Genomic DNA, 25209 nt, shown 5'->3' on the forward strand with positions numbered 1-25209 from the left:
CAATTTGTTCCAATGTTTCAAATTCCCTTTATATAATCCAAGTGAAATCCATTAACTATTAAATCCTTCTTCAATTATCTACTTCCTACATAGGTATGTATCTCCCTAATCACCGCCCTAAATTTACTTATAGTGGGTAAAATTCATGTTTAAAGTATTAATAATGGGTCCCGTCTTGTACACTAATAGATAAAGACGTTAATCGGAAGGGGAGATATGATTGGAGAAAACTGTGAAAAGTGAGTTGTTTTCTTGGATACAATCACTATTATTTGCATCTGCAATTGTTTTTATCTGTTACCAGTTTTTATTTGTACCAACGAAGGTGCAAGGAGAATCCATGTTGCCGACCTTCGAAGATAATAACCGTGTTATTGTGAGTAAAGTGAGCATGATTGACAGATTCGATTTGATTGTTTTTCATGCCCCTAATGCAACAGATAAATACATTAAAAGGGTCATCGGAGTACCCGGAGATCGTATTGAGATGATTGATGACATATTGTACGTTAATGGAAGTGTATATGATGAGCCCTATGCTAAGCGTATTGATGGAGATCCAATCACGGATCGGATAACTGGAGATTTCACGTTAGCGGAAATTACAGGGCAAGAGGAAGTACCTGAAGGCGCTTTTTTTGTACTTGGCGATCATCGCTTAAAGAGTAATGACAGTCGATATTTCGGATTCATTTCTGAGGATGCTGTCATTGGTGAAGTGAAGCTGCGGATTTACCCATTCACGGAAATCAGTATACCGAAATAAGTATATACTTGAAGGACTCCTTTTTTGGAGAATGATTAATTTTAATGGGTTTTATATATATCAAAATGAAAAGCGAGTCGCCAGTGGCGACTCGCTTTTCATTTCATTTTCCGAAGAAGGTAAAGCAAATACGGCGTGCCAATCAGCGCTACAATCAGACCACTCGGAATATCTTTCGGAGCAATAAGAATCCTTCCGACAAAATCTGCTGTGACAAGAAGCAGTCCGCCTAATAATCCAGATACGGCAAGCAAAGGCAGGTGACGGAAACCGACCAATCTACGTGCAATATGAGGTGCTACGAGCCCGACAAAGCCAATCGTCCCTACAATTGAAACGGCTGCCGTACTTATCGCGACACCAACGATCAATGCCCAAACACGGGTCGACTTCACTGAAAGTCCAAGACCCGCCGCCACATCATCACCGAACGTCAACGTATCCAAACTGCGTGTCAAGAAAATGGCCGGACCGATGAACAACGCAAATAGCAACAAGGCTAGCTGTACATCGTCCCATCCTTTTGCGTACGTACTTCCCGACAACCAGACGAGCGCAGCCGCTACGGCGAGTTTCGCTTTCACGACAAACACTTGTGTGGCGGCCGAGCCGAATGCAGAAATCGCAATTCCCATAAGTGCTACAAGCATCGGTTGGAAATTGTTTTTCCATGACGTCCCTAAAATTATACCGAGTGCAATGGCAGCTCCCACGACTGCACCTAGCGGCATATATTTGATCGGAATGGCAGGAAATAACACGAGAAGCATCATCGCCCCGGCACCACCCATTGATGTAACACCTAAAATACTTGCATCCGCCAATGGATTTCGTAATACCCCCTGCAATAATACCCCCGCAACTGCAAGCATAACCCCGACGATGAACGCCGTTAACACGCGCGGGACTCGGAAATTCCACACAACAGGTTTCAACCATTCGGTCGTCCATGCAGTGCCATTGAATGATAAAGCCAATGAAATAATAACAACAATAAGTGCGACAACGATTGTAATGACAACCGATAGTTTCACTGGTTTCAATGTACCGCCCATTTGACGGTCGCCCCGACTATGCGTTTTTGCAGTTTTCCATGCCAAGTACAACAGCCACGGTCCGCCGATCAACGCTGTCATTGCACCAACCGGTACTTCTTGTCCAGATTGAACCAATCGCCCTAACACATCGGCTCCTATCAGCATGACACTTCCCCATAAAAATGACTGGAGGAGAATGTTCAAATGCCCTCGAACGCCAAGCATTCGAACAATATGCGGGGCCATTAATCCGATAAAACCGATTGGGCCGACTACACTTACTGCTGCAGCCGCAAGGACAATTGCAACAGCCCACGCGAGTAATTTAACAAACCTAACATTTTGCCCAAGAGACAATGCAATATCTTCACCCAGCGACAACGTATCCAATGGCTTTGCCAACACTAACGCGAGGACGAAGAACACAATGATAACCGGTCCTGCAAACGATACACCGTCCCAATTTAATTGAACAAGTGTACCGGAGCCCCATAAAAAGAGACCGTTCGTCTGGTTTTCGAATAATAGCTGCAAAGAACCTGTCATCGACGCAAACAATAACGAAATAATCATTCCTGTCAGCGCGACACGAACGGGCTCCATTTGCTTACCTGCTAGCATTACAACGAGAACGGATGACAGTACAGCACCCATCAATGCAACAATAAACGGAAAATTCCCGAGTAGCGATGGGAAGAAAATCATTGAAACAACGACGAAAAAATAAGCGCCTGCATTAATTCCTAGTGTGCCTGCAGATGCTAATGGGTTGTTCGTCAACGTCTGCAATACAGCCCCCGCCACTGCAAGGGCACCACCAGCAAGTATCCCGATTATTAACCGCGGAAGACGTAGAGAGAGCACGATGTCCTGCACGCGCCCCTCTGTCCACACTTCTTTTACTAATTGGGTAACAGTATAATCCGCTTGACCTTGTGTTAAGTGAATAAAAGATAATAAAACCAACAGGAACAACCCAATAATCATAACTAAAAAGGATCGTTTTCCTGAAGTCTTTCTTGCCATTACTTACTTACCATCGTGCTTGTAATTTTATTAAGCAGTGTTTCAGCTGAAAGAGGACCTCCATATAACCAAGTATCCCCGCCTAGATCATACAGACGGTCTTCTTTCACGAAATTCAAGTTCTTCCAAACTGCATTATCTTTTAATTGTTTCTCATAAATATTGTCGTCGGCCTGAACGATATACAAATAGTTTGCATCCTCATACTTCGTTAGCCCCTCGACGTTATACGTACTCGAACCGTAAATTTCAAATTGATCTGGGATATGGATGTTGTTTAAGCCAATTTTCTCTAACATAATTGAAGCCATTGAGTTTGGCGTAAATACACGAACTTCAGGTGCTTGAGGTCCCGTATAGGCAAGTGTTAAGACAACATCTTTTGTTTTCAAACCGGCATTTTCGATAGTCGTTTTCGCTTCTTCATATTTCACATCCAGGTCAGCTAATACCTGTTTCGCTTCATCCTTTTTATCAACCGCTTTTGCAATCTCGTTAAATGTTGTTATCATTTCTTGATACAAATCCATTTTTTCATCTTCAGGATACGGATTAAAAATGACTGTAGGCGCAATTTTCTCTAAATCCGCAATCATCCCATCATGACGGAAGCTAGTACCGATGATCAAATCCGGTTCCAATGCAGCAATCGCCTCCAAATTCGGTTCTTGGCGACCTCCAACATCTGCTACGTCTTTGCTAAGCTCTGCATCGATATTCACCCAATCATGATATTCTTGTATATCCGCCATCCCAGCAGGCTGAATGCCTACTGCCAATAAATCTTCCGCATATGTCCATTCTAAAACAACGATTTTTTTAGCAGGCTTATCAAGCGTCACTTCACCATTAACACCCGTAATTGTTATACTATTTTCTACTTTTTTATTGTCTGCAGCTTTATCTTCTTTCTTCGAAGAACAACCTACCAACAACACCGCAAAAAGCGCTAAAATAAGCAGGGATTTTAAAGACTTCTTCATACTTAACATTCCTCCATTTATCTATATCTTGATTATTATTCTCATTTAGTAGTTTAAACTTGATTAGACGGCTTTGTAAAGTTTATTCAAAAATAAATGACCATCATTCTCAATAGATGCTAAATATGCTATGCTTATCTCTAATTGAAAATGAAAATCATTTAGATTCCCTATAGATATGGAGGCATTCCAATGCATACCTCAATAAAAGCTGAAAACCTATCGATTGGCTATCAAGATAATCTACTCTTTGAAAACCTGAATTTATCGATTCCTAAAGGCGAAATCACTGTTTTCGTCGGTAGTAACGGCTGTGGTAAGTCTACGTTACTCCGTTCAATTGCCCGTCTTTTAAAACCATCTGACGGCTCTATTTTACTTGAAGGTAAGGATATCCACTCGCTGTCTTCACGTAATGTAGCAAAGAAAATGGGTATTCTTCCACAAGGACCTGTATCACCTGAAGGGCTTACGGTACATGATCTTGTGAAACAAGGACGCTATCCACACCAATCGTGGCTCTCAAGATGGACTGAAGAGGACACGAAGAAAACAGAAGCTGCAATGACAGCGACTAGGATAAGTGATCTACGAGATCAATCGATCGACACGTTATCAGGTGGTCAGCGGCAGCGTGCATGGATTGCAATGACACTGGCTCAAGATACAGACGTCATTTTATTGGATGAACCAACGACCTACCTCGACATGACGCATCAGATTGAAATTCTTGATCTACTGTTCGAATTAAATGAACAAAAAGGCCGTACCATTGTAATGGTGCTACACGATTTGAATTTGGCCTCCCGTTATGCGCACAATATCGTCGCCATTAAAGATGGCGGTGTCCATGCGCAAGGCAAGCCAGAGAATATTATTACCTGCGATTTAGTTCGAGCTGTGTTTGGGATGGAGTGTCAAGTTTCCACAGACCCTCTTTTCGGTACACCACACTGTGTTCCATTCGGACGGGGCCGTTGTATCGTACCGGAACTTCGGAAAAATACGGGTGCTTAAGTTACACGCAGAACAAATTTCTGCACTAGAACGTTTCAGTGTGCGTATCGGTGAACAGGCGACCACGTTTATGTCGGCGGCAGATATGTTATCCGAATCAGGTTGCGACAAACTATTTGAGATAATTCAAAGTTTGTCTGGTGCCCCAACGAATACTGTCGCTACATCTATTTATATGAGAAGGCATGGTTTTTTCATTGCTGCCCAACTACATTTAATGAGTGAACATAATTTACTTTGGGCTGGTGATTTGGACGATGTATCGTTATTCATCGAAAATGATACAATCTTTTTTTCCGTTCCACCTGCCGGCTTTAGACTCGTACAAAACCGTGAAAAAGATATCCGCTTTATTCTTGAGACCTACGGACATCCTGTCGTTGACTATTTAAGCAAGCGTGCAAAAATTGCGAAGTTAATTTTGTGGGAAAACATATGGGGGTACGTCTTATGGATGTACTCGATGCTGCTTCAAGAAAATTCCTTATTTGCACAGCAAGATTTAGATGTTTTATTGGATGATGAAGCTTGGAAACCTGCAATGCGCCGCTCCCCTTTCAAACAATATTTGAACAACCAACAGGCACTGGACGCTATGGCGAATTATAAACGATTAACATGTTGTTTGTATAAGGAGCTTCCGAACACGGAAAAATGCCCCTATTGTCCACTGGCAAAGAGTAAAAGTACAAACGCCTAAGTTCAGAGGCAACAGGCATAAAGCCATTTATAGAAGGTATTCTAAATTTGCACCGTCTTGCCGCAACAAGGGGGGATTTAGGTCAATTCCTACCCACTGCGTAACTCACTTCCTCCGCGCATTTTGCGTCCGAAGTCTAGACGTATAAATTCTATGTTGGAAATTATCCTCAGTTCGAGATTTTATAATTTCCTAGACGTTAAAAACAGCCCACACAAACCGTCAATATCCGGTTCGTGTGGGCTGTTTTTATGGTTCCATCTGTTTCGCTAAAAAATGCGCGGCCGTTTCCGCCGCTTTCATTTCAGTTTCGCCGATAAAATGCACCTTTGATAACAGGTAAACAGCACCAATCGTATCCCCCGCAGCAATAATGGGTGCAATACAATAAGACTTCACCTGCTCCACTTGTCCAGGCACCCACTCAATCGCCTTTTCAAGTTTTTCGGTAACGATTTTACGGCCTGTCATAATCTCATCGAGATCAGGCGACAACTGGCGATTCAAATAATCTTTTTTCGATAATCCGGACACGGCAATCATTTCATCCCTGTCACTAATGAGCGCAGGCGTGCCTAGTGTTTCGTACAATGTTTCCGCATACTCTTTTGCAAATTGACCGAGTTCTGATATCGGCGAATACTTCTTCAAAATTACTTCGCCATCCCGGTCGGTAAAAATTTCAAGTGGATCCCCTTCACGAATCCTTAGTGTCCTTCGAATCTCTTTAGGGATAACTACCCTGCCAAGATCGTCGATTCTGCGGACGATTCCCGTTGCCTTCATACATGATGCCTCACTTTCCACAAAATTGAACGTTAACTTTGTTTCAATTGTAGTATGCATCAAGGATGGACAAAATATGCAACATGCCCTTTAGACGGAATCACTAACAACAGTTTCCTTTAAAGACGACTGAAGAATTCGCATCATTTCTTCAAGTACATCAAATGCAGTCTGTTTCCCTGTATGACGCTCATCGATTCTCATGATAAGACAACCATTTTCCATCGTGAACCCAACTGCACGACCAAACGCCATTGAATCGGATACCAGTTTTGCGCCGTCTGTTTTCGCAGTTCCTTCAGGCGATATGCGAACTTCAATAAGCGATTGTTGTTTCTTAATGGATTCGGCACCCGCGATACGTCCCCAAGCTTTTACCCTTGCAACACGTAGTAACAAGTCAGCCTCGAGCGGCATATCACCGAATCGGTCTGTCATTTCATCGACAAGTTCATTGTAGTCGGTTTCATTTTCAATCGCTTTAACCATTTTGTACATTTGAATCTTTTGGAATCCATCACGTACATACTCATCTGGAATATATGCATTAAGCGGCAACGCAATTTCCAAGTCTGGTATATCCGCTTTTACAATACCTGTCTGCTTCTGCTCAACAGCTTCTTGCAACAATTGAGAATAAAGATCGAAACCAACCGAGTCGATGAAGCCATGTTGCTGAGAACCAAGTAAATTACCCGCACCACGAATTGATAAATCACGCATCGCAATTTTGAAACCCGAGCCAAGTTCCGTAAATTCCTTAATTGCTTGAAGACGGTTTTCTGCAACCTCTGTCAGCACCTTATCACGCTGATAAAGGAAATAGGCATAGGCAACACGATTCGAACGCCCAACGCGCCCACGTAGTTGGTAGAGCTGTGATAACCCCATACGGTCAGCGTCTTGAACGATAAGTGTATTGACATTCGGAATATCGATACCTGTTTCAATGATGGTTGTCGTTACAAGAACATCATACTCACCTTCAAGGAAACTTAAAATCACCGACTCAAGTGCCGACTCGCCCATCTGACCATTGGCAAATCCAACTCGCGCTTCAGGCACAAGCTGCTTGATTTCATCGACTTTACGCTCCATATCTTCCACCCGATTATACAAGTAGAATACTTGCCCACCACGGCCCATTTCCCTTTCAATTGCCTCGCGGACAAGTGCAAAGTTTTGCTCCATAACATAAGTCTGGACAGGGAAACGGTTTGCTGGTGGCGTTTCAATAACGGACAAATCACGAACACCAAGCATCGACATATGGAGCGTCCGTGGAATAGGTGTTGCGGTCAATGTCAGGACGTCGACATGTGTTTTTAACTGTTTAAGTTTTTCTTTATGCGTTACGCCAAATCGCTGTTCTTCATCGACAACAAGTAAACCAAGATCATGGTAGGCGATATCTTTAGAAAGAAGGCGATGTGTACCAACGATAACGTCGACTGTTCCCGCTTTCAATCTTTTCAACGTCTCCGTTTGTTCCTTCTTTTTACGGAAACGATTTAAGAGGGAAACTTCAACTGGGAAACCAGAAAAACGCTCTTTCATTGTTTCGTAATGCTGTTGCGCTAAAATCGTTGTAGGTACAAGGAATGCTACCTGCTTGCCATCTGATACAGCCTTGAATGCAGCACGAATTGCAACTTCCGTTTTACCATAACCAACATCCCCACAAAGTAAGCGGTCCATTGGACGTTCTTTTTCCATATCCAATTTCACTTCAGCGATAGATCTGAGCTGATCATCGGTTTCGTCGTAAGGGAACGCGTTTTCAAATGCCATTTGCATGTCGTCATCCACTGCAAATGCATGTCCCTTTTCCGATTCCCGTTTGGCATACAGCTCAATTAGGTCGTCCGCAATGTCTTGTACTGCTGCGATAACTTTTGTTTTCGTTTTCTTCCAGTCTGCCCCACCCAGCTTATGCAGTTTCGGTTCTTTTTCCCCGGAGGCGACATATTTCTGGATTAAATCGATCTGGTCGGCAGGAACGAATAGCTTATCTTCTCCGCGGTACCTGATGTCGAGGTAATCTTTATGAATACCGCTTACTTCGAGCGTTACAACCCCGTAATACTTCCCAATCCCATGATGAACGTGAACGATATGATCACCTGGCTTGATTTCCGAGTAACTTTTGATGCGTTCTGCATTGGTCATCTTTTGCGGACGTGCTTTCCGTTTCGGTGTCCCTTTGAAGAGCTCAGAATCTGTTATAACTGCCATCCGTTGAAACGGCAGCTCGAAGCCAGCAGACAAATCGCCATCGATGACAATTATGCCACCTGCTTTTGACGGTTTGCCAGACAAGGCAGATTGCATATCGTAATCTTCAAGGATAGATTGGACTTTCTGCATTCGTTCATTGCCGTCTGCGATAATGAAAATATTGAAACGTCCTTGGTGCCAGCGTTCTATCTCATTTTTCAATAAACTCATCTGCCCATGGAACTGCTGCATCGGTTTACAAGAAAACGTCACTGTCTTTTTCACAACAATTCCTGGAACTGTGCGCACGAAAAGGGATAAATATACTTTTCGTTGCTTTAATGTTCCATGTACCTCTTCGAATGAATATGAAGTTTTTGCATCATGAACAATTTTCCCTTCTTCAAGAAGAGCAACCATCCATTCCTTTTCATCCGACTCTAGTGATGCAACAACCTCAAGGACCCGTCCGATTTCATCAAATAAAACGATTCCGTTACTTGGAAAATAGCTTTCAAGGGAAGTCGTTCCAGCTGAAAACGATGCATATTTCAACATGTTTTCCGGAATGGATCCCTCCCTCATTAAAGCAATATCCCCCTTCATATTAATGGTTAACCGTTCTTTCGCATCCACATCGTTCATCTTCTTCAAACTAACGCCAAGCGCATTCTCCAGGTTTTCTGCGATGATCGTCAAATCTTCAGCCTTCCAAACAAATTCGGCAGCGGGAAGAATTGATACGTCTTTCAACTTACCTGTTGAGCGCTGATCTTCCGCCGAGAATGTGCGAATCGAGTCAACATCCGTATCAAATAATTCAATCCGTACGGGTTCTTCCAAATTCAGCGGATACAAATCCAGGATACCCCCACGCAATGCAAACTCACCTGGCGCTGTTACCATTGACTGTCTCGTATAACCCATTGACACAAGTCTTTCAAGCCATTCTTCCATATTAATTTCTGCGCCTATTGTCGTTGATAATGAATTGGATAGCCAGCGTGCTTTTTCAGGTAATAGTTTTTTCATGCCTGCAATCGGCGTGATATATACCCCCTTCCCAGTTCGTACCATATGATCTAATGTATCGATGCGCTGGGCGCGAAGTTCATAGCTCGAAACAGAAAAGTCCGCAGCAATGAGTTCCTCTGCAGGGTAAAGGTGGACGAGTGAATCGCCCAACATTTTGACGAGGTCTTCATATGTACGCTGGGCTTGCAATAAATTTGGGGATACGATAAGAATGGGCCGTTTGCTCGACTGCTGAAGCACTTTGAAAAGAATCGACTTCGCCCCGCCTGACAATCCCGCGATAAGTTGACGGTCTATTCCCGCCTCCAACTCTCCCACTAGTTCGTCAATCTCTTTCTCTTGTAAAAACAAATCTATTAGTGATTCCAATGCTACACATCCTTTCTTTCATAATAATAGTAGGCGTTCAAAAAGGGCTAGGCCATTCAAGTGCGCCAAGTCCAAACTATATTTATATATTGGAAAAATAATTATCTATATATGTTGTAATAAAGAATCCTACCAACAACGCTTGGCACTAGGGGATGCCTCCCACAATAAGCCGGATAGAAAATCACTGTCAGACTTATTGCTTCGGCTAACCCAGTAGACGCCTTTGCTGGAAATTATCTCATTAACTGGACATCAAGTAACCGAAGCCCTAAGACATCCCCTTATGCCGCAGCAAATTCAAAATAATTTAATAGTTCAACACAACTACCTTTAGACAGAAAAACAGAAAAAGCTTTGGACGCATTTAGCGCCAAAGCGTACATCTTATTGAAGCCATTTGTTAAGTGTATAGTAGTCCGGGAATCGTTGAAGCGATTGCTCACACTGTTCGCAGATGCATCGCACCGTCAATGCCCCGTCTTTTTCATACGTCAGAAAATGCTCAACTTCCTCTTCGTCCATCTTGTGCAGCAGAAGGATAGCCTCCTTCGCAGATTCAAACGGAAGTGTGCCAATTTCAGTCTCACAATGCCGGCAAGTATAACGGATCGCCATTTTAGTCTCCGCCCCTTTTCTCAAAGTATAGGCGCAAGACGGCTTTATTATTCCTTATACACCATTAAAGTTGTTCATGACATCATTAAATGGTTTGCCCAGCCACGCTTCACATGCGGATGCACTTTTTTTCACCATGTCTTCAATTAATGGTTTTTCATCTTTGCCGAAAGGTGCTAGAACGTAATCAGCCACTTTCATACCACCGATGGGACGACCAACACCGATTCGGATTCGATTGAACTGGTCCGTACCAAGATGAGCAATAAGTGATTTCATGCCGTTATGGCCACCCGCACTGCCTTTTTGACGCAGTCGAATTGTTCCGGGAGCAATATCAAGATCATCATACAGAACAACGATATCTTCTACGTCGATATCGAAGTAATCCATCAATGGCCGAACACATTCACCAGATAGGTTCATATAAGTAAGCGGCTTGACAAGCATTACTTTACCTTCCGGACGATGGACAACCGTATACATGCCACCAAATTTCGATTGTACTGCAGTGATTGGCAGACGAGTACTAAGCTCGTCAATGACATGAAACCCCACATTATGGCGTGTTTTTTCATATTGTTTACCCGGATTTCCGAGTCCTATTATCATTTTCATAGATTTCATCTTCCTTTTACACTAGAGGATTTAGAAAAGCGCTAGAGTCTAGACACCGATTCATGTAGATAAAGTTATACTTTCCTATCCTTGAGAAAAGCACAAGGAAACGATACAGATGCCATGGGCTTAAAGAGAGCAAAAAAGGCAGTCTAAGTGAGCGACTTCCTGTCGCAAACGACTGCATAGCTATATCTTAGGAGCCTTGTGACTAGTGCTAAGACACTATTCCAAGTTAAAAAACCTATAATTACTTAACTATGAAACAGAAAAGAAGCGCACGGATGTCCGTGCGCTCATGTTTGTATTACTTCGCTTCTTTCTTCTCACCAATTACTTCTGGCTCTTCTGATTCAGAAGCTTCGCTTTCAAGTTCTTCCATCTCCGCCGCTGTACGTGGTGATGAAATTAGAACAAGTGCATGATCATCTTCGTTTAAAATCTCATATTTCGAATTCGCACGAATTTCAGCTACTGTAATCGTTTCGCCGATTTGAAGTTTTGAAATGTCGATATCAAATGTCTCCGGAATATCCGAAGGTTTCACTTTGATGGTCACTTCACGGTTCGGTTGTTGAAGTACGCCTCCCTCTTTCAAGCCAACAGATTCGCCAATAAGATGTATAGTAACATCTACTTCAAGCTCCTCTGTCATATTGATAGCAAGGAAGTCCGCATGTCGAATTTCACCTTTTAATACGTCAGATTGATAATCGTTTAGGACAACATTAAGGTCCTTCCCGTCAATATTAAGTTTAATAACGCCATTACGGCCCGTTATTTGTAATGTTTTTAGTAAGTCTCGCTCTTTTACTGAAATCGATGTAGCTTCTGTTTTATAACCGTAGACGACCGCTGGAACATAGCCCTCTTTACGTAATCCAGTTAGTGCTGATTGTTTTGATGGTACTCTCGCTTCTGATTGTATAGTTGTACTCATTTTATTTAATCACCCTTCTTTAAAAAAAGTTGTGTTAACTAATAAATACCCAATGACAAGCGACATGAAACATCTAAATTAAATTTACTCAAACAATGTACTAACAGATTTCTCTTCGAACACACGCACGATCGCTTCTGCAAGCAATGAAGCGATAGAAAGTTGCTTGATTTTTGGGGATGTTTTCGTTGCCGGAAGCTCAATTGAATTTGTAATAACCAATTCTTTAATTTGCGAATTATCAATTCGTTCGATTGCTGGACCTGACAACACTGGGTGTGTACAACAAGCATACACTTCTTTTGCTCCACTTTCGATTAAAGCGCTCGCCGCAATTGTGATTGTCCCTGCTGTATCGATAATATCATCAATTAGGATTGCTGTTTTCCCTTCAACATTGCCAACGATATTCATCACTTCAGCAACATTTGGGCGTGGGCGACGTTTGTCAATAATCGCAATAGGTGCTTTCATGCGGTCCGCCATCTTACGCGCACGCGTTACACCGCCATGATCCGGTGATACAATAACAAGTTCATCAGTGTTAAAACCTTTTCCTTTAAAGTATTCTGTAAGGATTGGCTCAGCAACAAGATGATCGATTGGGATATCGAAGAAACCTTGGATTTGTGGTGCATGCAAATCGATTGCAATGACACGGTGGGCTCCTGCTGTTTCAAGTAAATTTGCAACAAGTTTCGCTGTAATCGGTTCACGTGAACGTGCTTTACGATCTTGGCGCGCATAGCCATAATAAGGCATAACGACATTGATTGTGCGTGCTGACGCACGTTTCAAAGCGTCAATCATAATAAGAAGTTCCATCAAGTTTTCATTGACAGGGTACGATGTCGACTGGATGACGAATACATCGCAGCCACGGATACTTTCTTCGATATTGATTTGGACTTCTCCGTCACTGAATTGTTTGACCGAGCATTTGCCAAGTGGACGTCCGATTTTTTCCGCTACTTGCACCGCAAGTGTTTGGTTCGAATTCAAAGAAAATATCTTAAGTTTATCGTTAGGATAGTGATTAGCCATCATGTTCCCCCTGTTTAACTGAGATTTAGTTTGTTTGCATATCCTTCTTTATTCTCCTGCCGTGCACGCGCAATTGCAAGTGAACTTTCTGGCACACTTTTAGTAATTGTCGATCCAGCTGCTACATATGCACCTTTTCCAACTGTAACTGGAGCGACTAAATTGGAATTACAACCAATAAATGCATTATCTTCGATTGTTGTAAGATGCTTGTTCTTGCCATCGTAGTTAACAGTGATTGTTCCACAACCTACATTTACATGCGACCCAATTTTTGCGTCACCAATATAGCTTAAATGTGACACTTTGCTACCTTCACCTAGTGTCGCCTTTTTCACTTCCACAAAGTTACCGATTTTCACACTGTCGCCAAGATCAGAGTCCGGGCGGATATGTGCGAACGGTCCTATTGCCGTAGTTGAACCAATTCTGCTAGATAGTACAACAGATGAATGCACATTTGTATTATCACCGATTACACTGTCGACAATCTGGCTATTTGGTCCTATTACACACTTATTGCCGATAACGGTATGACCTTCAATCATTGTGCCCGGTTGAAGAACTGTATCACGGCCAATTTCGGCTGCCGCGCTTATATACGTGCTTTCGGGGTTGATAATTGTTACACCATTCCGCATATGCTTTTCAGCTATACGTCTACGCATGACACGCTCTGCTTCTGCCAAGACTACGCGGTCATTGATACCGAGTGTTTCACTGAAATCCCCTGTCACGTATGCTGAAACGAGTGCATTTTCAGATTGCAAAATACCGACAACATCAGGGAGATAGTATTCCCCTTGCGTATTATTATTTTTCACTTTTTTCAACGTTTCAAAAAGTGTCCGATTGTCAAAGCAATAGGTCCCTGTATTGATTTCCGTCACTTTTTGTTCTTCAGGAGTTGCATCTTTCTGTTCAACATTTCGGAGGACTTGGCCACTCTCTCCCCTGATAATACGCCCGTATCCTGTTGGATCATCCGCATTAGCCGTCAAGATAGTTGCTTTTGCTCCTGTTGCTTTATGATGCGCAATCAATTCCTCCATTGTCTCAGAACGAATGAGCGGCGTATCTCCGCATACAACGATAGTCGTACCATCCAAGTCACCAATAAGCCTCTCAGCCTGCTGAACAGCATGTGCCGTGCCTAATTGCTCTTGCTGTAGCGCATATTCACTTTTCTCTCCAAGCGTTTCTTCTACCGTTTCTGCACCATGTCCAACAATCGTAACAATTCGACCAATACCAAGACCGCGTATATGATCAATTACGTGTTCGACCATCGGTTTTCCACAAACGGGATGCAGTACTTTATATAAATCGGACTTCATCCGTGTACCTTGCCCTGCAGCCAGGACAACGGCATATGTATTTGTCATTTAATAGCCCCCATGAATGAGGGATGAAGGCGAATCCCCCTCGAATGTTTTCACTATTGACTATAGCTGAAAACGGGCTAATTTTCAACCTCATACCTCTTGACAAGTTGATTACAATCTTTTATCATTATTTTCTCTTTTTTATTCAGCTTTTTAATGCCAAAAAAATCCATAAAAAAAGCGCAGGGTACCTGCAAGTGAACACAACCTAAGTTGTCCTTATCATCTAGCACAAAGTGAATCGTAGTTCAATCCCGCTTCAACGGAACCCACATCCTGCAGGTCTCCGAGCATTTTGTGCCCGGAGCCTAGACGTGAAACTTCTATATTGTAAATTATCCACAGGCTGTCTATATTATTTCACGATAAGTATAGGTAAAAACGAAGGGGCCACATCATGCACCAGCGCCTTCAAATACTGCTTCTTCTGCAGAAAGGTGGTATGCCGCCATTACTGCATCTTGGATTTTGGTTCGAGCACTTGTATTAATTGGATGTGCTACATCACGAAACTCTCCATCAGGCGTTCGTTTACTCGGCATCGCTACGAACAATCCCTCATTTCCATCGATGACCCGAATGTCATGCACGACAAATTCATCGTCAATTGTAATCGAAGCAATTGCCCTCATCCTTCCATCAGTTTCCATCTTTCGTAACCTCACATCTGTTACTTCCATCTCTTACCACTCCTTTTGTCTTTACAGTGCATGACGACTATATTCCACAAAAGTAAGCGTTTCCCTTCTTTATAAACACAATTATTTAAACATTTTGAAAGACACGGAAATAAAAAACCCGCCCCAAGTGATATTTGGGCGGGTATCTGTTATTTGGCTACTAGAGCAATAACCTCTATTTCAATTTTTACGTCTTTCGGTAATCTAGCAACTTCAACAGTTGAACGTGCAGGTGTATGAGACCCAAAATGCTGTGCGTAAATGTCATTGACAGCAACGAATTCATTCATATCTTTAATAAAAACAGTTGCTTTGACTACTTTATCCAAAGATGAACCTGCTGCTTTCAGCACTTCTTTTAAATTGGCGAACACTTGGTGCGTTTGATCTTCGATAGTCCCCTCAACAAGCAGTCCTTCCGGTGTCAATGGAATTTGCCCGGATGTATATACCATTCCGTTCACACTAACCGCTTGTGCATAAGGTCCAATTGCCTGTGGTGCGTTTTCTGTCGCTACATAATTCATATCATTTTCCACCTTCCGCAAAATAGTTTCCTTCTTCTAACTCGATGGTCCCATTCTTTTCATTTACTGCATGAAGCTTAACAAGAGATAAGTAGTTATCGACGAGAACCTCTTCAGCATGATCGGATTCTACTAGAACAGCTATACCTGCCAGTTCGCAACCAAATTCCTCCAGAAGACTCTTCATCCCAAGCATCGTACCGCCTGCTTTCATGAAATCGTCTGTAATGAGGACTTTGCGTCCGCTTTGCATGCTTCTTTTCGATAATACCATTGTTTGAATACGTCTGGTTGAACCAGATACATAATTAATGCTCACAGTTGGTCCCTCGGTCACCTTGCTATCACGGCGAACGACAACGACTGGGACATTCAGGTGACGCGCAATTGCATGAGCAATCGGAATACCCTTCGTCGCTACCGTCATAATCACATCAATGTCTGTCTCCGCGTACGCTGAAGCAAATACTTTACCCACACGATCCATAATGCGCGGATTGCCAAGAAGATCCGTCATGAATAAATAACCGCCTGGCAGCAATCGATCCGAATGCCCAAGTTTCTCCATTAGAAGCGACATCACTTCACGAACGTCGGATTCTACCATCTTCGGGATGAACTTCACTCCTCCCGCTGCTCCGGAAACCGTCACCAGTTTTCCTGTGCCTTTTTCCTCAAACGTTTCTTTTACAATCGTCAAATCCTCACTAATCGAGGATTTAGCCGCTTGGTAACGTTCGGAGAAGAAGGTCAGTGGAATAAGTTCATGTGGAGATTCCAACAATTGGCTAGTCATATCTACAAGCCGCTCGCTCCTTTTCCACTTCATAGTACCATCTCCTAAACCCGAATATTTTAATGTACATTACCACAATCGTACGTATTTAATCAAGAATTGTATGTCCACCGACCATTCTAACCGCATATACTTCTGGACAGAACCCTTTTAGCCCGTTATAAATTCTCGGTACCCTGGATTCATGTTTAACGAGACCGAAAACTGTCGGGCCGCTACCACTCATTAAAACTGCATCTGCACCAAATCTTTTCATCTGCTCTTTCAGAACAACGACTTGTGGATACAGATCCATTGTGACGGTTTCTAGGACATTCCCGACTGAGTTGCACATTTTGTCGTAATCTCCCGCCCTTAATGCTTCAATCATTCGAACCGTATCGATATGATCAATCGCAGATAAATTCAGCTTTCCGTATATATCTCCTGTCGAAACCGAAATGGCTGGTTTCGCGAGAATGACCCAACAGTTTGGTGGGGGAGGTAGGATTTCAATTAATTCTCCGCGCCCCGTCGCAAGTGCTGTACCGCCATGTACGCAAAATGAAACATCCGAACCAATCCGTGCCCCAAGCCTCGCGAGTTCTTCAACACTCAATTTTAAATTCCATAGCCTATTCAATCCCCGTAGTGTAGCAGCAGCATCCGAACTTCCGCCCGCGAGCCCTGCAGCAACAGGAATACTTTTTTCTAGTGTAATCTCAACACCTTTTGTAATACCACATTCAATTTGTAACAATTCAGCAGCTTGATAAGCCAAGTTCTTTCGATCATTGGGTACATGTCGTTCTGATGCCTTGATGATGATTTTCCCGTTATCTGTCGGACGAAGCCAGATTCTGTCTGCTAAATCAACCGTAGTCATAATCATTTCGACTTCATGAAAATTATCCGGTCGCTTATGTAATACATCGAGTGTTAAATTGATTTTTGCTGGTGCCTTTTCATAAAGCATCCGGCTCCCTCCATTCCAGCTAGTCTGTATCCCCCTATTTTAGCATAGGGTGAAATATTTGCGCTGTGAAATGATAATAATAGGATAATTGATTTTTGAATGCCTCGGTTTCAGAACAAATGTGGAAACACAACCGACCATATAATCATACCTACCAATCATCAACAACGGACGGCCAATCCTATCTATATCGCACAACTTCCCAGGCACTAAAAAGAAGAGCTGGCCGGATATCTTGATGCCCCGGATTCAGCTCTTCTTTTGTCAGCCTGTTAGTTGGATAATGGGTAATTCATAGCGTTATTTCTTTTGTGCTACTCCTCGTTCGGCCATTTCAATTGCTCGCTTCACCATATTGCCCGCGTCGCGTGATTTGATGCCGCCCCAACCTTCTCGCTCCACAACATCATAAAATCCAAGCTCTTTCGCAATTTCTACCTTCAAGCCTTCAGACATTATGCCACGTTTTTTCGCCATTCGGTTTTCCTCCTTTTGGCTGACAATTGTAGTATGAACCAAACGAAAGAAAAAACACCCGCACAAGACATCCATTTTCAGAATGCTTGCACAGGTGTTGTTTAAAAATGAATTAAATCATTAAGACTGTAATTATTTGATAATGAATGCAGTAGGATCTGCACCTTCAAGAATTGTTATTTCAACCGCTTCGGTTAAAATGTCTGCGTAGCTGTAAGATACTCTTTCAAATGCATTTTCGTCCTGGTCAAGTTCAACTACGAATACTGCACGATATGTTTCTCGCAGCACTCCAGCTCTCTCGATTGTCTTCTTCCGACCACCGTTTGCTTTTAAGTGCAAACGTTTTCCCAGATGAGAATCCAATGACTTCTTAATGTCCGCTAATGTTTTTGGCACGTCGCTTACACCTCACTAAGTATAAGCATAACACTTTTAAAAGTTTCTGTCAATTAAAATCTTCATTTTAACAATTGCTTGTCTACTTTGTCAATCTTTTTATTAGAAAAAAGGGTATTTTTCTAATAAAAACGTTCTAACTCTATCGTTTTTTCTTCTCCTCAAAGAAGTCCTCATACAAGGCATTCGACAAGTTTGCAAACTCTTCTATTGTCAGTGTTTCTCCACGTCGGCCAGGGTCCATGCCAATTTGTTCGAAAGCTTTCAATATTAATTCTTTCTTCAACTTGCCATTAGGAAGTGACGATTGTAGGTTGTTCAAGATCGTCTTCCGGCGTTGGACGAATGAACCTCTAGAAACTACAAACATAAAGTCTTCATCGATTACTTTTGCTGGCGCCGTTTCTTTTCTTGTCAAACGTAGAACAGCCGATTCAACATTCGGTTGCGGCATGAATACCGTCTTCGGTACAATCATAGCCACTTCCGCATCCATATAGTACTGAATAGCTATGGATAGAGAACCGTATGCTTTTGTCCCTGGAACGGCGGTAATGCGATCTGCTACTTCTTTCTGCATCATAACTACCATACCTGATACTGGAACTTTACCAAGTAAGAATTTCATGATAATTGGCGTTGTCACATAATAAGGCAAGTTTGCAACAACTACAACATCCTCATAATCCGCGAAGTGATCCTGCATTACTTGTAGAAGGTCAGCTTCCAGTATGTCCTGATGAACGATTGTCACGTTGTCGTAAGGCGACAGGGTATCTTCCAATACAGGAAGGAGGCGTCCGTCAATTTCAAAAGCGACGACTTTTCCTGCGCTTCTTGCAAGATGTTCTGTCAATGCACCAATACCGGGTCCGATTTCAATAACACCTGTTTTTTCGGACAAGCCTGCGTGCGAAACGATATTGCGTAAAATATTGGGGTCAATCAAGAAGTTTTGACCTAAACTTTTTTTGAGCGAAAAACCGTATTTAGCGAGAATCTCTTTCGTCCTGACCGGAGTCGCAATATCTTTATTCATTATTTTCCGTTTCCTCCTCGTCTAGAACCTTTAATACTTCTCCCAATCGATCATAACCAATTCGGAACATTTCCAACCGCTTCTTTAATCCTTTGCCATTCACTTGACCGATTTGCAACAGCTCACTTAAGCGCTCACGGCGCCTTTTTGCATCAGGATGTCCGATAAGCCTAGCCGTCATCAAATCTGCTAGTGGTATATCAACAGCAGGCTGGTCGTCCACGGTGTAAACCGCACTTAGCGCAGCCCGTATATGCTCATCATGTGCATGCTCAATACCTAGCCCCGATCCATTTTTGGCAATCGTCAGCTTCTTTTCAAGAAAAGCATGTTTAACACCTGGAATACGCTCTTCAATGATGGCGCGGATTCTTCTGCCAGGAAAGTCGGGATCCGTGAATACGATGACGCCTCGCGTTTCCTGAGCATGCCGAATACGTGTGAGTGTTAACTCGTCGATTGCAGAACCGTTCGTTTCAATCGTATCCGCACCTGCTGCCCGTTTCACGGCTACTGTATCAGACTTGCCTTCAACAACAATAATTTCTTTAATGTTCACAAAAATCCTCATTCCCATTGCATTCTTTCCCTAATTCTACTCTGACGGCAAGCGGATGTACAGATGGGCAGGCGATCAATTACGCCTCGGCGTAATTCAAAATTTATAATATCCCCCAGAGGTTTAACTTCCTTCAGCAGAAGATAGCTATAACACAATAATCCGCGGGACTAATATCAGTCCTGCGGATGTATATATCAATCGATGATTTTAATTTTCACTTGGCGTCTGCCGAATTTATAAGCATCGCCTTTCGTTGCTACGTGCAGATCAATCTTCTTGCCTTTGATTGCACCGCCTGTATCCCCTGCAACGGCATAGCCGTATCCTTCAACCCACACTTTAGAACCGAGCGGGATAACGCTTGGGTCGACTGCAATGACTTTCAAATTAGGGTTCGCACGTAAATTAATGCCTGTTCGTGTAATTCCAGAACAACCATTACAATGCGCCGTATAGGCCGTAGCGGTTACGTAGAACTCCCCACCTTCCGCGGATGAATCGTTACGCGATACAGTTTTTGAATTAGACATCCCAGCTGATGCACTTGCGACCATCACTTGCGAGCCTATGGAAACGATCTTCGTTTGTGGTTTTTTAATTGACTTCTCTTCTAGAAGCTTACGGGAAATTTCCTTCCCGTTTTCTTTCACAATTTCAAACTTCCGTGAAACCGTTCCTTTTTTTCCCGCTTGGACGATTTTTTCGCGCCCTTTCAGTAAAGATGGATCGTTGCGTGTTTCAACTGCAAAGTTCGCCGGTTCTTCCACTACATCGGTGACTTTTTCCACTCGTACGACTGCCACTATAGAGCCAGGCTTTAGATACCCATCTGCCTTTCTATTCAGACGATCGTCATCATTCAAATGAATGTTCTCTCTCTTTAAAAAGTCAGCGACCGTAGTCGAAGTTGACCGGACCTTCTTTTCTTCTCCGCCGTCATTCAACGTTACTTCAAACGCTTTTTGGACGGTAATGCTATTTTCTTTCCCTAGCTGTTCATCTAGCACTGGGTTTACAACATCATATTCGGTAATTTCGATATCTGCTTCAGCAAGTATCTCTTCCACCTTATGATTAGTCGTCCATATGGATTTGGTATCCTGATCGACATTTATTACAACTTGTTGCGACTGTTCCCACCTAATCGATAGACCATCCTCGATAGGTGTATTCACTGAGGGTATTACTAGATCGTGTTTGGCAACTTCAATTTCCTGTTCGGAGAGAAGTTTACCAACTGTATGTGCGTGCGTTTTAATGTTAAGTTCTTTACCGTCCACGTCCAACGTGATCGATTTTTTTGTTCCCTCAAAGAGAACAAGTGAAATAACAGTAACAAATAGCGTTAGCGAAACTACGGTAATCGCTACTTTTTTACTCCTCAATGACTTATAGAACAGGTTTTTCATGGTACTTTTTGACATGAAAAAAACTCCTCCTTCATCACTCGGCTGATTATAAAGGGTACTCTTCGGCATGTCAACCCGTATGAATTTGGTGAATAACAAATTTAGGAAGCCCTTCATATGAAAAGTGTGGAAAACTTCCTACCATCTTATTCATGTTATGTTAAATACTTTCAAAGCGTTTGCGGTCGTTCTTTTTGCCACTTCTTCAACAGGGAGACCTTTAAGTCTCGCTATTTCTTCCGCAACAAGCGTCACCCATGCCGGTTCATTCCTTTTTCCACGGTACGGATGAGGTGCGAGATAAGGCGCATCTGTTTCGATTAATAAATGATCAAGCGAAATTTCCGTTGCAACTTGTTTTGGCGCCTTTGCATTTTTAAATGTAACTGGTCCTCCCAATGAAATCATGAAATTCATTTTTATGCAGTCATTTGCAGTCTCGACACTTCCACCAAAACAATGCATAATTCCGCCCGTTTTTTCTGCTCCCTCTTCTTTCAAGATACGAACGACATCCGCCGTTGCATCTCGGTTATGGATAATAATTGGCAGTTTTACTTTCTGGGCAAGCTGAATCTGTTTTCTGAACACTTCCTGTTGCACATCTCGCGGTGATTTATCCCAATGATAATCCAGTCCTGTTTCCCCTATACCAACAACTTTAGGGTGCGCGGCGAGTGATTCAATCCATTCCAAGTCTTTTTCTGTGCAGTCGATTGCATCTACAGGATGCCAACCGACAACGGCGTAAATGAAAGCGTGCTGTTCAGTCAGTTCCATTGCCTTCAAAATCGTCTTGCGATCAAATCCAACGACCACCATCTTGTCAACACCGGCTTCTTGGGCACGTTGAATCACTTCATCTATATCTTCTTCATACTGATCTGCATTTAAATGAACGTGTGTATCTATATACATTACTTTCGCCTCACAATTGTTTTATTTTAATCGAACGGATTTCCTTCTTATTCGCTACGGCGCTAGGGGATGCCTCCCACCCTAAGCCAAGCAGCTTCGCCCGCCAGTCTTAGGGCTTCGGCTACCCCTTGTAAGGCGCCTTCGCTCAGTTTATATAGGTATTCATTTGTTCAACTCAAATAGTTTACAAATTGATAATATACTCAAAAAAGAAAAACGGCGTTTCCATGAGGGACGCCGTTTCTATTCTTATTTAACTTGTGCACCATTTTCAAGTGACTGATCGACTGTGGCAAGTTTCAAAATACCATCTGATTTCCCAGCCAAAATCATACCTTGGGATAGCTCTCCACGTAATTTTACAGGTTTCAAGTTGGCAACAACAATTACTTTCTGCCCAACTAGTGCCTCAGGTTCGTAATGTTCTGCGATGCCCGATACAACTTGTCGTTTCTCATAACCCATATCTAGTTGGAGCTTCAGCAATTTATCTGCTTTCGGAATTCTTTCACATGCAGTTACTGTCGCAACGCGTAAATCGACATTCAGGAAATCATCGATTGAAATCTCCGCCACTACCGGCTCTTCAACTTCCACTTTTGCAGGTTGCTCAGCAGGCGCATTTTCAGCCGGTGCAGTAATCGCCATCTGATCACGGATATAAACGACTTCAACGTCCGCATCCAGGCGCGGGAAGATTGGTACACCCTTTTCTACGACTTTCGTGCCTGTCGGAATCGCGTTGAAATTACCCAGCGTATCCCAAGCAAGCAATTTTTCATCCAGACCCAGTTGCGTCATGATCTGTTTAGGCGCTTCCGTCATAAACGGTTGCAATAATACAGCAATGTGACGGAGTGAAGTCGCAAGATGCATCATAACAGACGCTAGTTTCCCTTTATCCGCCTCATCCTTCGCTAACACCCATGGAGACGTCTCGTCGATGTATTTGTTGGTCCGCGATATAAGAGCCCACAAATCGCCAAGGACAGCGCTAAACTGCATGTTCTCCATTGACGCTTCGTATTTCCCGACCGTAGTCGTCATGAAATTCGTCAAGCTGTCATCGAAATCTGTTGCGATAAGGCCTTGTGTCGGAATCTCTCCGTCGAAATATTTATTGATCATCGAAATTGATCGGTTCAATAAATTTCCGAGGTCATTTGCAAGGTCATAATTCGTCCGCTCCACAAAGGATTCGGGTGAGAATACACCATCTTGCCCAAACGGCAATTCACGAAGAAGGAAATAACGTGTCGCATCGAGTCCGTAGCGCTCAACAAGCATTTCCGGATAGACGACATTGCCTTTAGATTTCGACATTTTTCCATCTTTCATCATGATGAAACCATGCGCAAATACTTTCTTCGGCAACGGTAAATCGAGTGCCATTAAGAAAATCGGCCAATAAATTGTATGGAAACGAACAATATCTTTTCCAACAACATGGACATCCGCCGGCCAATACTTTTTGAATAACGAATCGTCATCTGACTGATAGCCAAGCGCTGTGATGTAGTTCGTCAACGCATCGACCCATACATAAATGACATGCTTCAGATCCCCAGGAACTTTTATGCCCCAATCAAACGACATACGAGAAACAGATAAGTCTTCAAGCCCCGGTTTGATAAAGTTATTAATCATTTCGTTTTTACGCGATTCCGGTTCGATAAACTTCGGATTATCTTCGTAAAACTTCAACAGTCTTCCAGCATACTTCTTCATATTGAAGAAGTATGATTCTTCCTTCACTTTTTTGACAGGTCGTCCACAATCAGGACAGTTGCCATTTTCAAGCTGCCCTTCCGTAAAGTATGTTTCACAAGGTAGGCAATACCATCCTTCGTACTCCCCTTTATAAATATCGCCGTTATCAAGGAATGTTTTAAAAATCTTTTCGACAATCACTTTATGGCGCTCTTCCGTCGTACGGATGAAGTCGTCATATGAAATGTCCATTGTATTCCAGACCTTTTTCGCTGTCTCTGCGATACCATCGACAAACTCCTGCGGTGGCAGTCCGGCCTCTTGCGCTTTTTCCTGTATCTTTTGACCGTGCTCATCCATTCCAGTCAGGAACCGAACATCATACCCGCGCAGTCGTTTGTAACGAGCCATCGCGTCAGAAGCGACAGTTGTATATGCGGTACCAATATGGAAATTCCCGCTTGGATAATAAATAGGTGTTGTAATATAGAAAGTCTTTTTCTGATCAGCCACGAATATTCCTCCAGTGTATAAGTATGTACTATCTATTCTATCTAAAGCGTACTGGCGATACAATGAAATTCCTCGACAACAGCTAACGTCATTGTTATTTCCGTGTCTATTAGTCTATTTTTGTCGAAAAATAGCGCATTTTTTTAAATAACTACTATTTTTCTCATAGTTTTAAGCGCCTAGTATTGACGTTAATTGGAAGAATTGGTATGATAAAAGTTGTTAAGAGAATTTTGTCGAATTTTGACGAAACTAAATGTATTGAAAGGAGTTAAACTCATGAAATCAACTGGTATTGTAAGAAAAGTCGATGAACTTGGACGTGTAGTAATTCCAATTGAATTACGCCGTACACTTGGTATTGCACAAAAAGACGCTTTGGAAATTTACGTTGATGAAGATAAAATCATCTTGAAGAAATATATGCCGAATATGACATGCTCGATTACGGGCGATGTGTCTGACGACAATTTAAGTCTTATCGATGGCAAGTTAATTTTGAGCCCAGAAGGCGCAAAACAACTCATCAAGGAAATTGAAGATAGCTTAAAAAAGTAAATCAATAATAGTATTGTCCGGATCGGTTAACCGTTCTGGATTTTTTTTCGTTGCTTAGGATACTATAAAATCTCATACTGTGAATACATTGCAACATAAAAATTTCACGTTCAGACTACAGCGTT

General features: G+C 42.6%; 24 protein-coding genes. 4 read left to right on the forward strand and 20 right to left on the reverse strand.

Going from position 1 to position 25209, the window contains the following annotated elements; genetic code table 11:
- Window positions 1–220: 220 nt before the first annotated feature.
- Window positions 221–766 (forward strand): signal peptidase I, encoded by a 546-nt coding sequence (gene lepB / locus MKY15_RS07105; protein ID WP_067213736.1) that lies wholly within the window; start codon window positions 221–223, stop codon window positions 764–766.
- Window positions 767–864: 98 nt separating this feature from the next.
- Here the strand turns inward: lepB and MKY15_RS07110 are convergent, their stop codons facing one another.
- Window positions 865–2829: an iron ABC transporter permease gene (locus tag MKY15_RS07110; protein ID WP_342539318.1), complete on the reverse strand. Its 1965-nt coding sequence runs from the start codon at window positions 2827–2829 to the stop codon at window positions 865–867.
- Window positions 2829–3812 (reverse strand): iron-siderophore ABC transporter substrate-binding protein, encoded by a 984-nt coding sequence (locus MKY15_RS07115; RefSeq protein WP_187046256.1) that lies wholly within the window; start codon window positions 3810–3812, stop codon window positions 2829–2831. Before MKY15_RS07115 ends, MKY15_RS07110 begins: the two co-directional genes overlap by 1 nt.
- A 192-nt stretch (window positions 3813–4004) precedes the next feature.
- Between MKY15_RS07115 and MKY15_RS07120 the strand changes: the two genes are divergently transcribed.
- Complete coding sequence (locus MKY15_RS07120) at window positions 4005–4829, forward strand: ABC transporter ATP-binding protein (RefSeq protein WP_067213739.1); 825 nt, start codon at window positions 4005–4007, stop codon at window positions 4827–4829.
- Window positions 4822–5529 carry a hypothetical protein gene (locus tag MKY15_RS07125; RefSeq protein WP_342539319.1) on the forward strand — a complete coding sequence of 236 codons (708 nt, stop codon included), beginning with the start codon at window positions 4822–4824 and terminating at the stop codon, window positions 5527–5529. Before MKY15_RS07120 ends, MKY15_RS07125 begins: the two co-directional genes overlap by 8 nt.
- 249 nt (window positions 5530–5778) lie before the next feature.
- On the opposite strand, the gene spoVT is transcribed toward MKY15_RS07125, so the two are convergent.
- From spoVT to metG, 18 genes are all read right to left on the reverse strand, one after another.
- Entirely contained in the window at window positions 5779–6315 is a 537-nt protein-coding gene (spoVT, locus tag MKY15_RS07130) for a stage V sporulation protein T (RefSeq protein ID WP_067213740.1), read from the reverse strand.
- A 90-nt stretch (window positions 6316–6405) separates the two neighbouring features.
- Window positions 6406–9936, reverse strand: a complete 3531-nt coding sequence (gene mfd / locus MKY15_RS07135; protein ID WP_067213741.1) for a transcription-repair coupling factor — start codon at window positions 9934–9936, stop codon at window positions 6406–6408.
- 387 nt (window positions 9937–10323) lie between these two features.
- Window positions 10324–10554 carry an anti-sigma-F factor Fin gene (locus tag MKY15_RS07140; RefSeq protein ID WP_067213742.1) on the reverse strand — a complete coding sequence of 77 codons (231 nt, stop codon included), beginning with the start codon at window positions 10552–10554 and terminating at the stop codon, window positions 10324–10326.
- A 54-nt stretch (window positions 10555–10608) separates the two neighbouring features.
- Window positions 10609–11172, reverse strand: a complete 564-nt coding sequence (pth, locus tag MKY15_RS07145) for an aminoacyl-tRNA hydrolase (protein ID WP_067213743.1) — start codon at window positions 11170–11172, stop codon at window positions 10609–10611.
- A gap of 307 nt (window positions 11173–11479) precedes the next feature.
- Window positions 11480–12112 (reverse strand): 50S ribosomal protein L25/general stress protein Ctc, encoded by a 633-nt coding sequence (locus MKY15_RS07150; RefSeq protein ID WP_067213744.1) that lies wholly within the window; start codon window positions 12110–12112, stop codon window positions 11480–11482.
- Window positions 12113–12196: 84 nt separating this feature from the next.
- The gene (locus tag MKY15_RS07155) at window positions 12197–13156 is read right to left on the reverse strand and encodes a ribose-phosphate diphosphokinase (protein ID WP_338654474.1); all 960 of its coding nucleotides are present in this window, start codon (window positions 13154–13156) and stop codon (window positions 12197–12199) included.
- Window positions 13157–13170: 14 nt separating this feature from the next.
- The gene (glmU, locus tag MKY15_RS07160) at window positions 13171–14541 is read right to left on the reverse strand and encodes a bifunctional UDP-N-acetylglucosamine diphosphorylase/glucosamine-1-phosphate N-acetyltransferase GlmU (protein ID WP_340741127.1); all 1371 of its coding nucleotides are present in this window, start codon (window positions 14539–14541) and stop codon (window positions 13171–13173) included.
- Between the two features lie 395 nt (window positions 14542–14936).
- Window positions 14937–15221, reverse strand: coding sequence for a septation regulator SpoVG (gene spoVG, locus MKY15_RS07165; RefSeq protein WP_067213747.1), 285 nt, complete (start codon window positions 15219–15221; stop codon window positions 14937–14939).
- A 149-nt stretch (window positions 15222–15370) separates the two neighbouring features.
- Window positions 15371–15748, reverse strand: a complete 378-nt coding sequence (locus MKY15_RS07170) for a RidA family protein (RefSeq protein WP_067213748.1) — start codon at window positions 15746–15748, stop codon at window positions 15371–15373.
- Window position 15749: 1 nt separating this feature from the next.
- On the reverse strand, window positions 15750–16577 hold the full coding sequence (purR, locus tag MKY15_RS07175; protein WP_067213749.1) for a pur operon repressor: 828 nt from the start codon (window positions 16575–16577) through the stop codon (window positions 15750–15752).
- Window positions 16578–16632: 55 nt separating this feature from the next.
- Window positions 16633–17499, reverse strand: a complete 867-nt coding sequence (ispE, locus tag MKY15_RS07180) for a 4-(cytidine 5'-diphospho)-2-C-methyl-D-erythritol kinase (RefSeq protein ID WP_187046259.1) — start codon at window positions 17497–17499, stop codon at window positions 16633–16635.
- Between the two features lie 300 nt (window positions 17500–17799).
- The gene (locus MKY15_RS07185) at window positions 17800–17976 is read right to left on the reverse strand and encodes a small, acid-soluble spore protein, alpha/beta type (RefSeq protein WP_067213751.1); all 177 of its coding nucleotides are present in this window, start codon (window positions 17974–17976) and stop codon (window positions 17800–17802) included.
- A gap of 132 nt (window positions 17977–18108) precedes the next feature.
- Window positions 18109–18375, reverse strand: a complete 267-nt coding sequence (locus MKY15_RS07190; RefSeq protein ID WP_067213752.1) for a Veg family protein — start codon at window positions 18373–18375, stop codon at window positions 18109–18111.
- A gap of 142 nt (window positions 18376–18517) precedes the next feature.
- Window positions 18518–19414 (reverse strand): 16S rRNA (adenine(1518)-N(6)/adenine(1519)-N(6))-dimethyltransferase RsmA, encoded by an 897-nt coding sequence (gene rsmA / locus MKY15_RS07195; RefSeq protein WP_067213753.1) that lies wholly within the window; start codon window positions 19412–19414, stop codon window positions 18518–18520.
- A complete protein-coding gene (gene rnmV, locus MKY15_RS07200) occupies window positions 19407–19973 on the reverse strand; it encodes a ribonuclease M5 (RefSeq protein WP_067214112.1) in 567 nt (188 codons plus the stop codon). The genes rsmA and rnmV overlap by 8 nt, the downstream gene beginning before the upstream one ends.
- A gap of 197 nt (window positions 19974–20170) precedes the next feature.
- Entirely contained in the window at window positions 20171–21400 is a 1230-nt protein-coding gene (locus tag MKY15_RS07205; RefSeq protein WP_187046261.1) for a G5 and 3D domain-containing protein, read from the reverse strand.
- Between the two features lie 135 nt (window positions 21401–21535).
- Entirely contained in the window at window positions 21536–22303 is a 768-nt protein-coding gene (locus MKY15_RS07210) for a TatD family hydrolase (protein ID WP_067213755.1), read from the reverse strand.
- Window positions 22304–22552: 249 nt separating this feature from the next.
- Window positions 22553–24526, reverse strand: a complete 1974-nt coding sequence (gene metG, locus MKY15_RS07215; protein WP_338654463.1) for a methionine--tRNA ligase — start codon at window positions 24524–24526, stop codon at window positions 22553–22555.
- A gap of 279 nt (window positions 24527–24805) precedes the next feature.
- On the opposite strand from metG, the gene MKY15_RS07220 reads away from it, so the two are divergent.
- A complete protein-coding gene (locus MKY15_RS07220; protein ID WP_067213757.1) occupies window positions 24806–25084 on the forward strand; it encodes an AbrB/MazE/SpoVT family DNA-binding domain-containing protein in 279 nt (92 codons plus the stop codon).
- Window positions 25085–25209: the final 125 nt, after the last annotated feature.

Source organism: Sporosarcina sp. FSL K6-1540 (genome assembly GCF_038620285.1).
In the GTDB taxonomy this organism is placed as follows: domain Bacteria; phylum Bacillota; class Bacilli; order Bacillales_A; family Planococcaceae; genus Sporosarcina; species Sporosarcina psychrophila.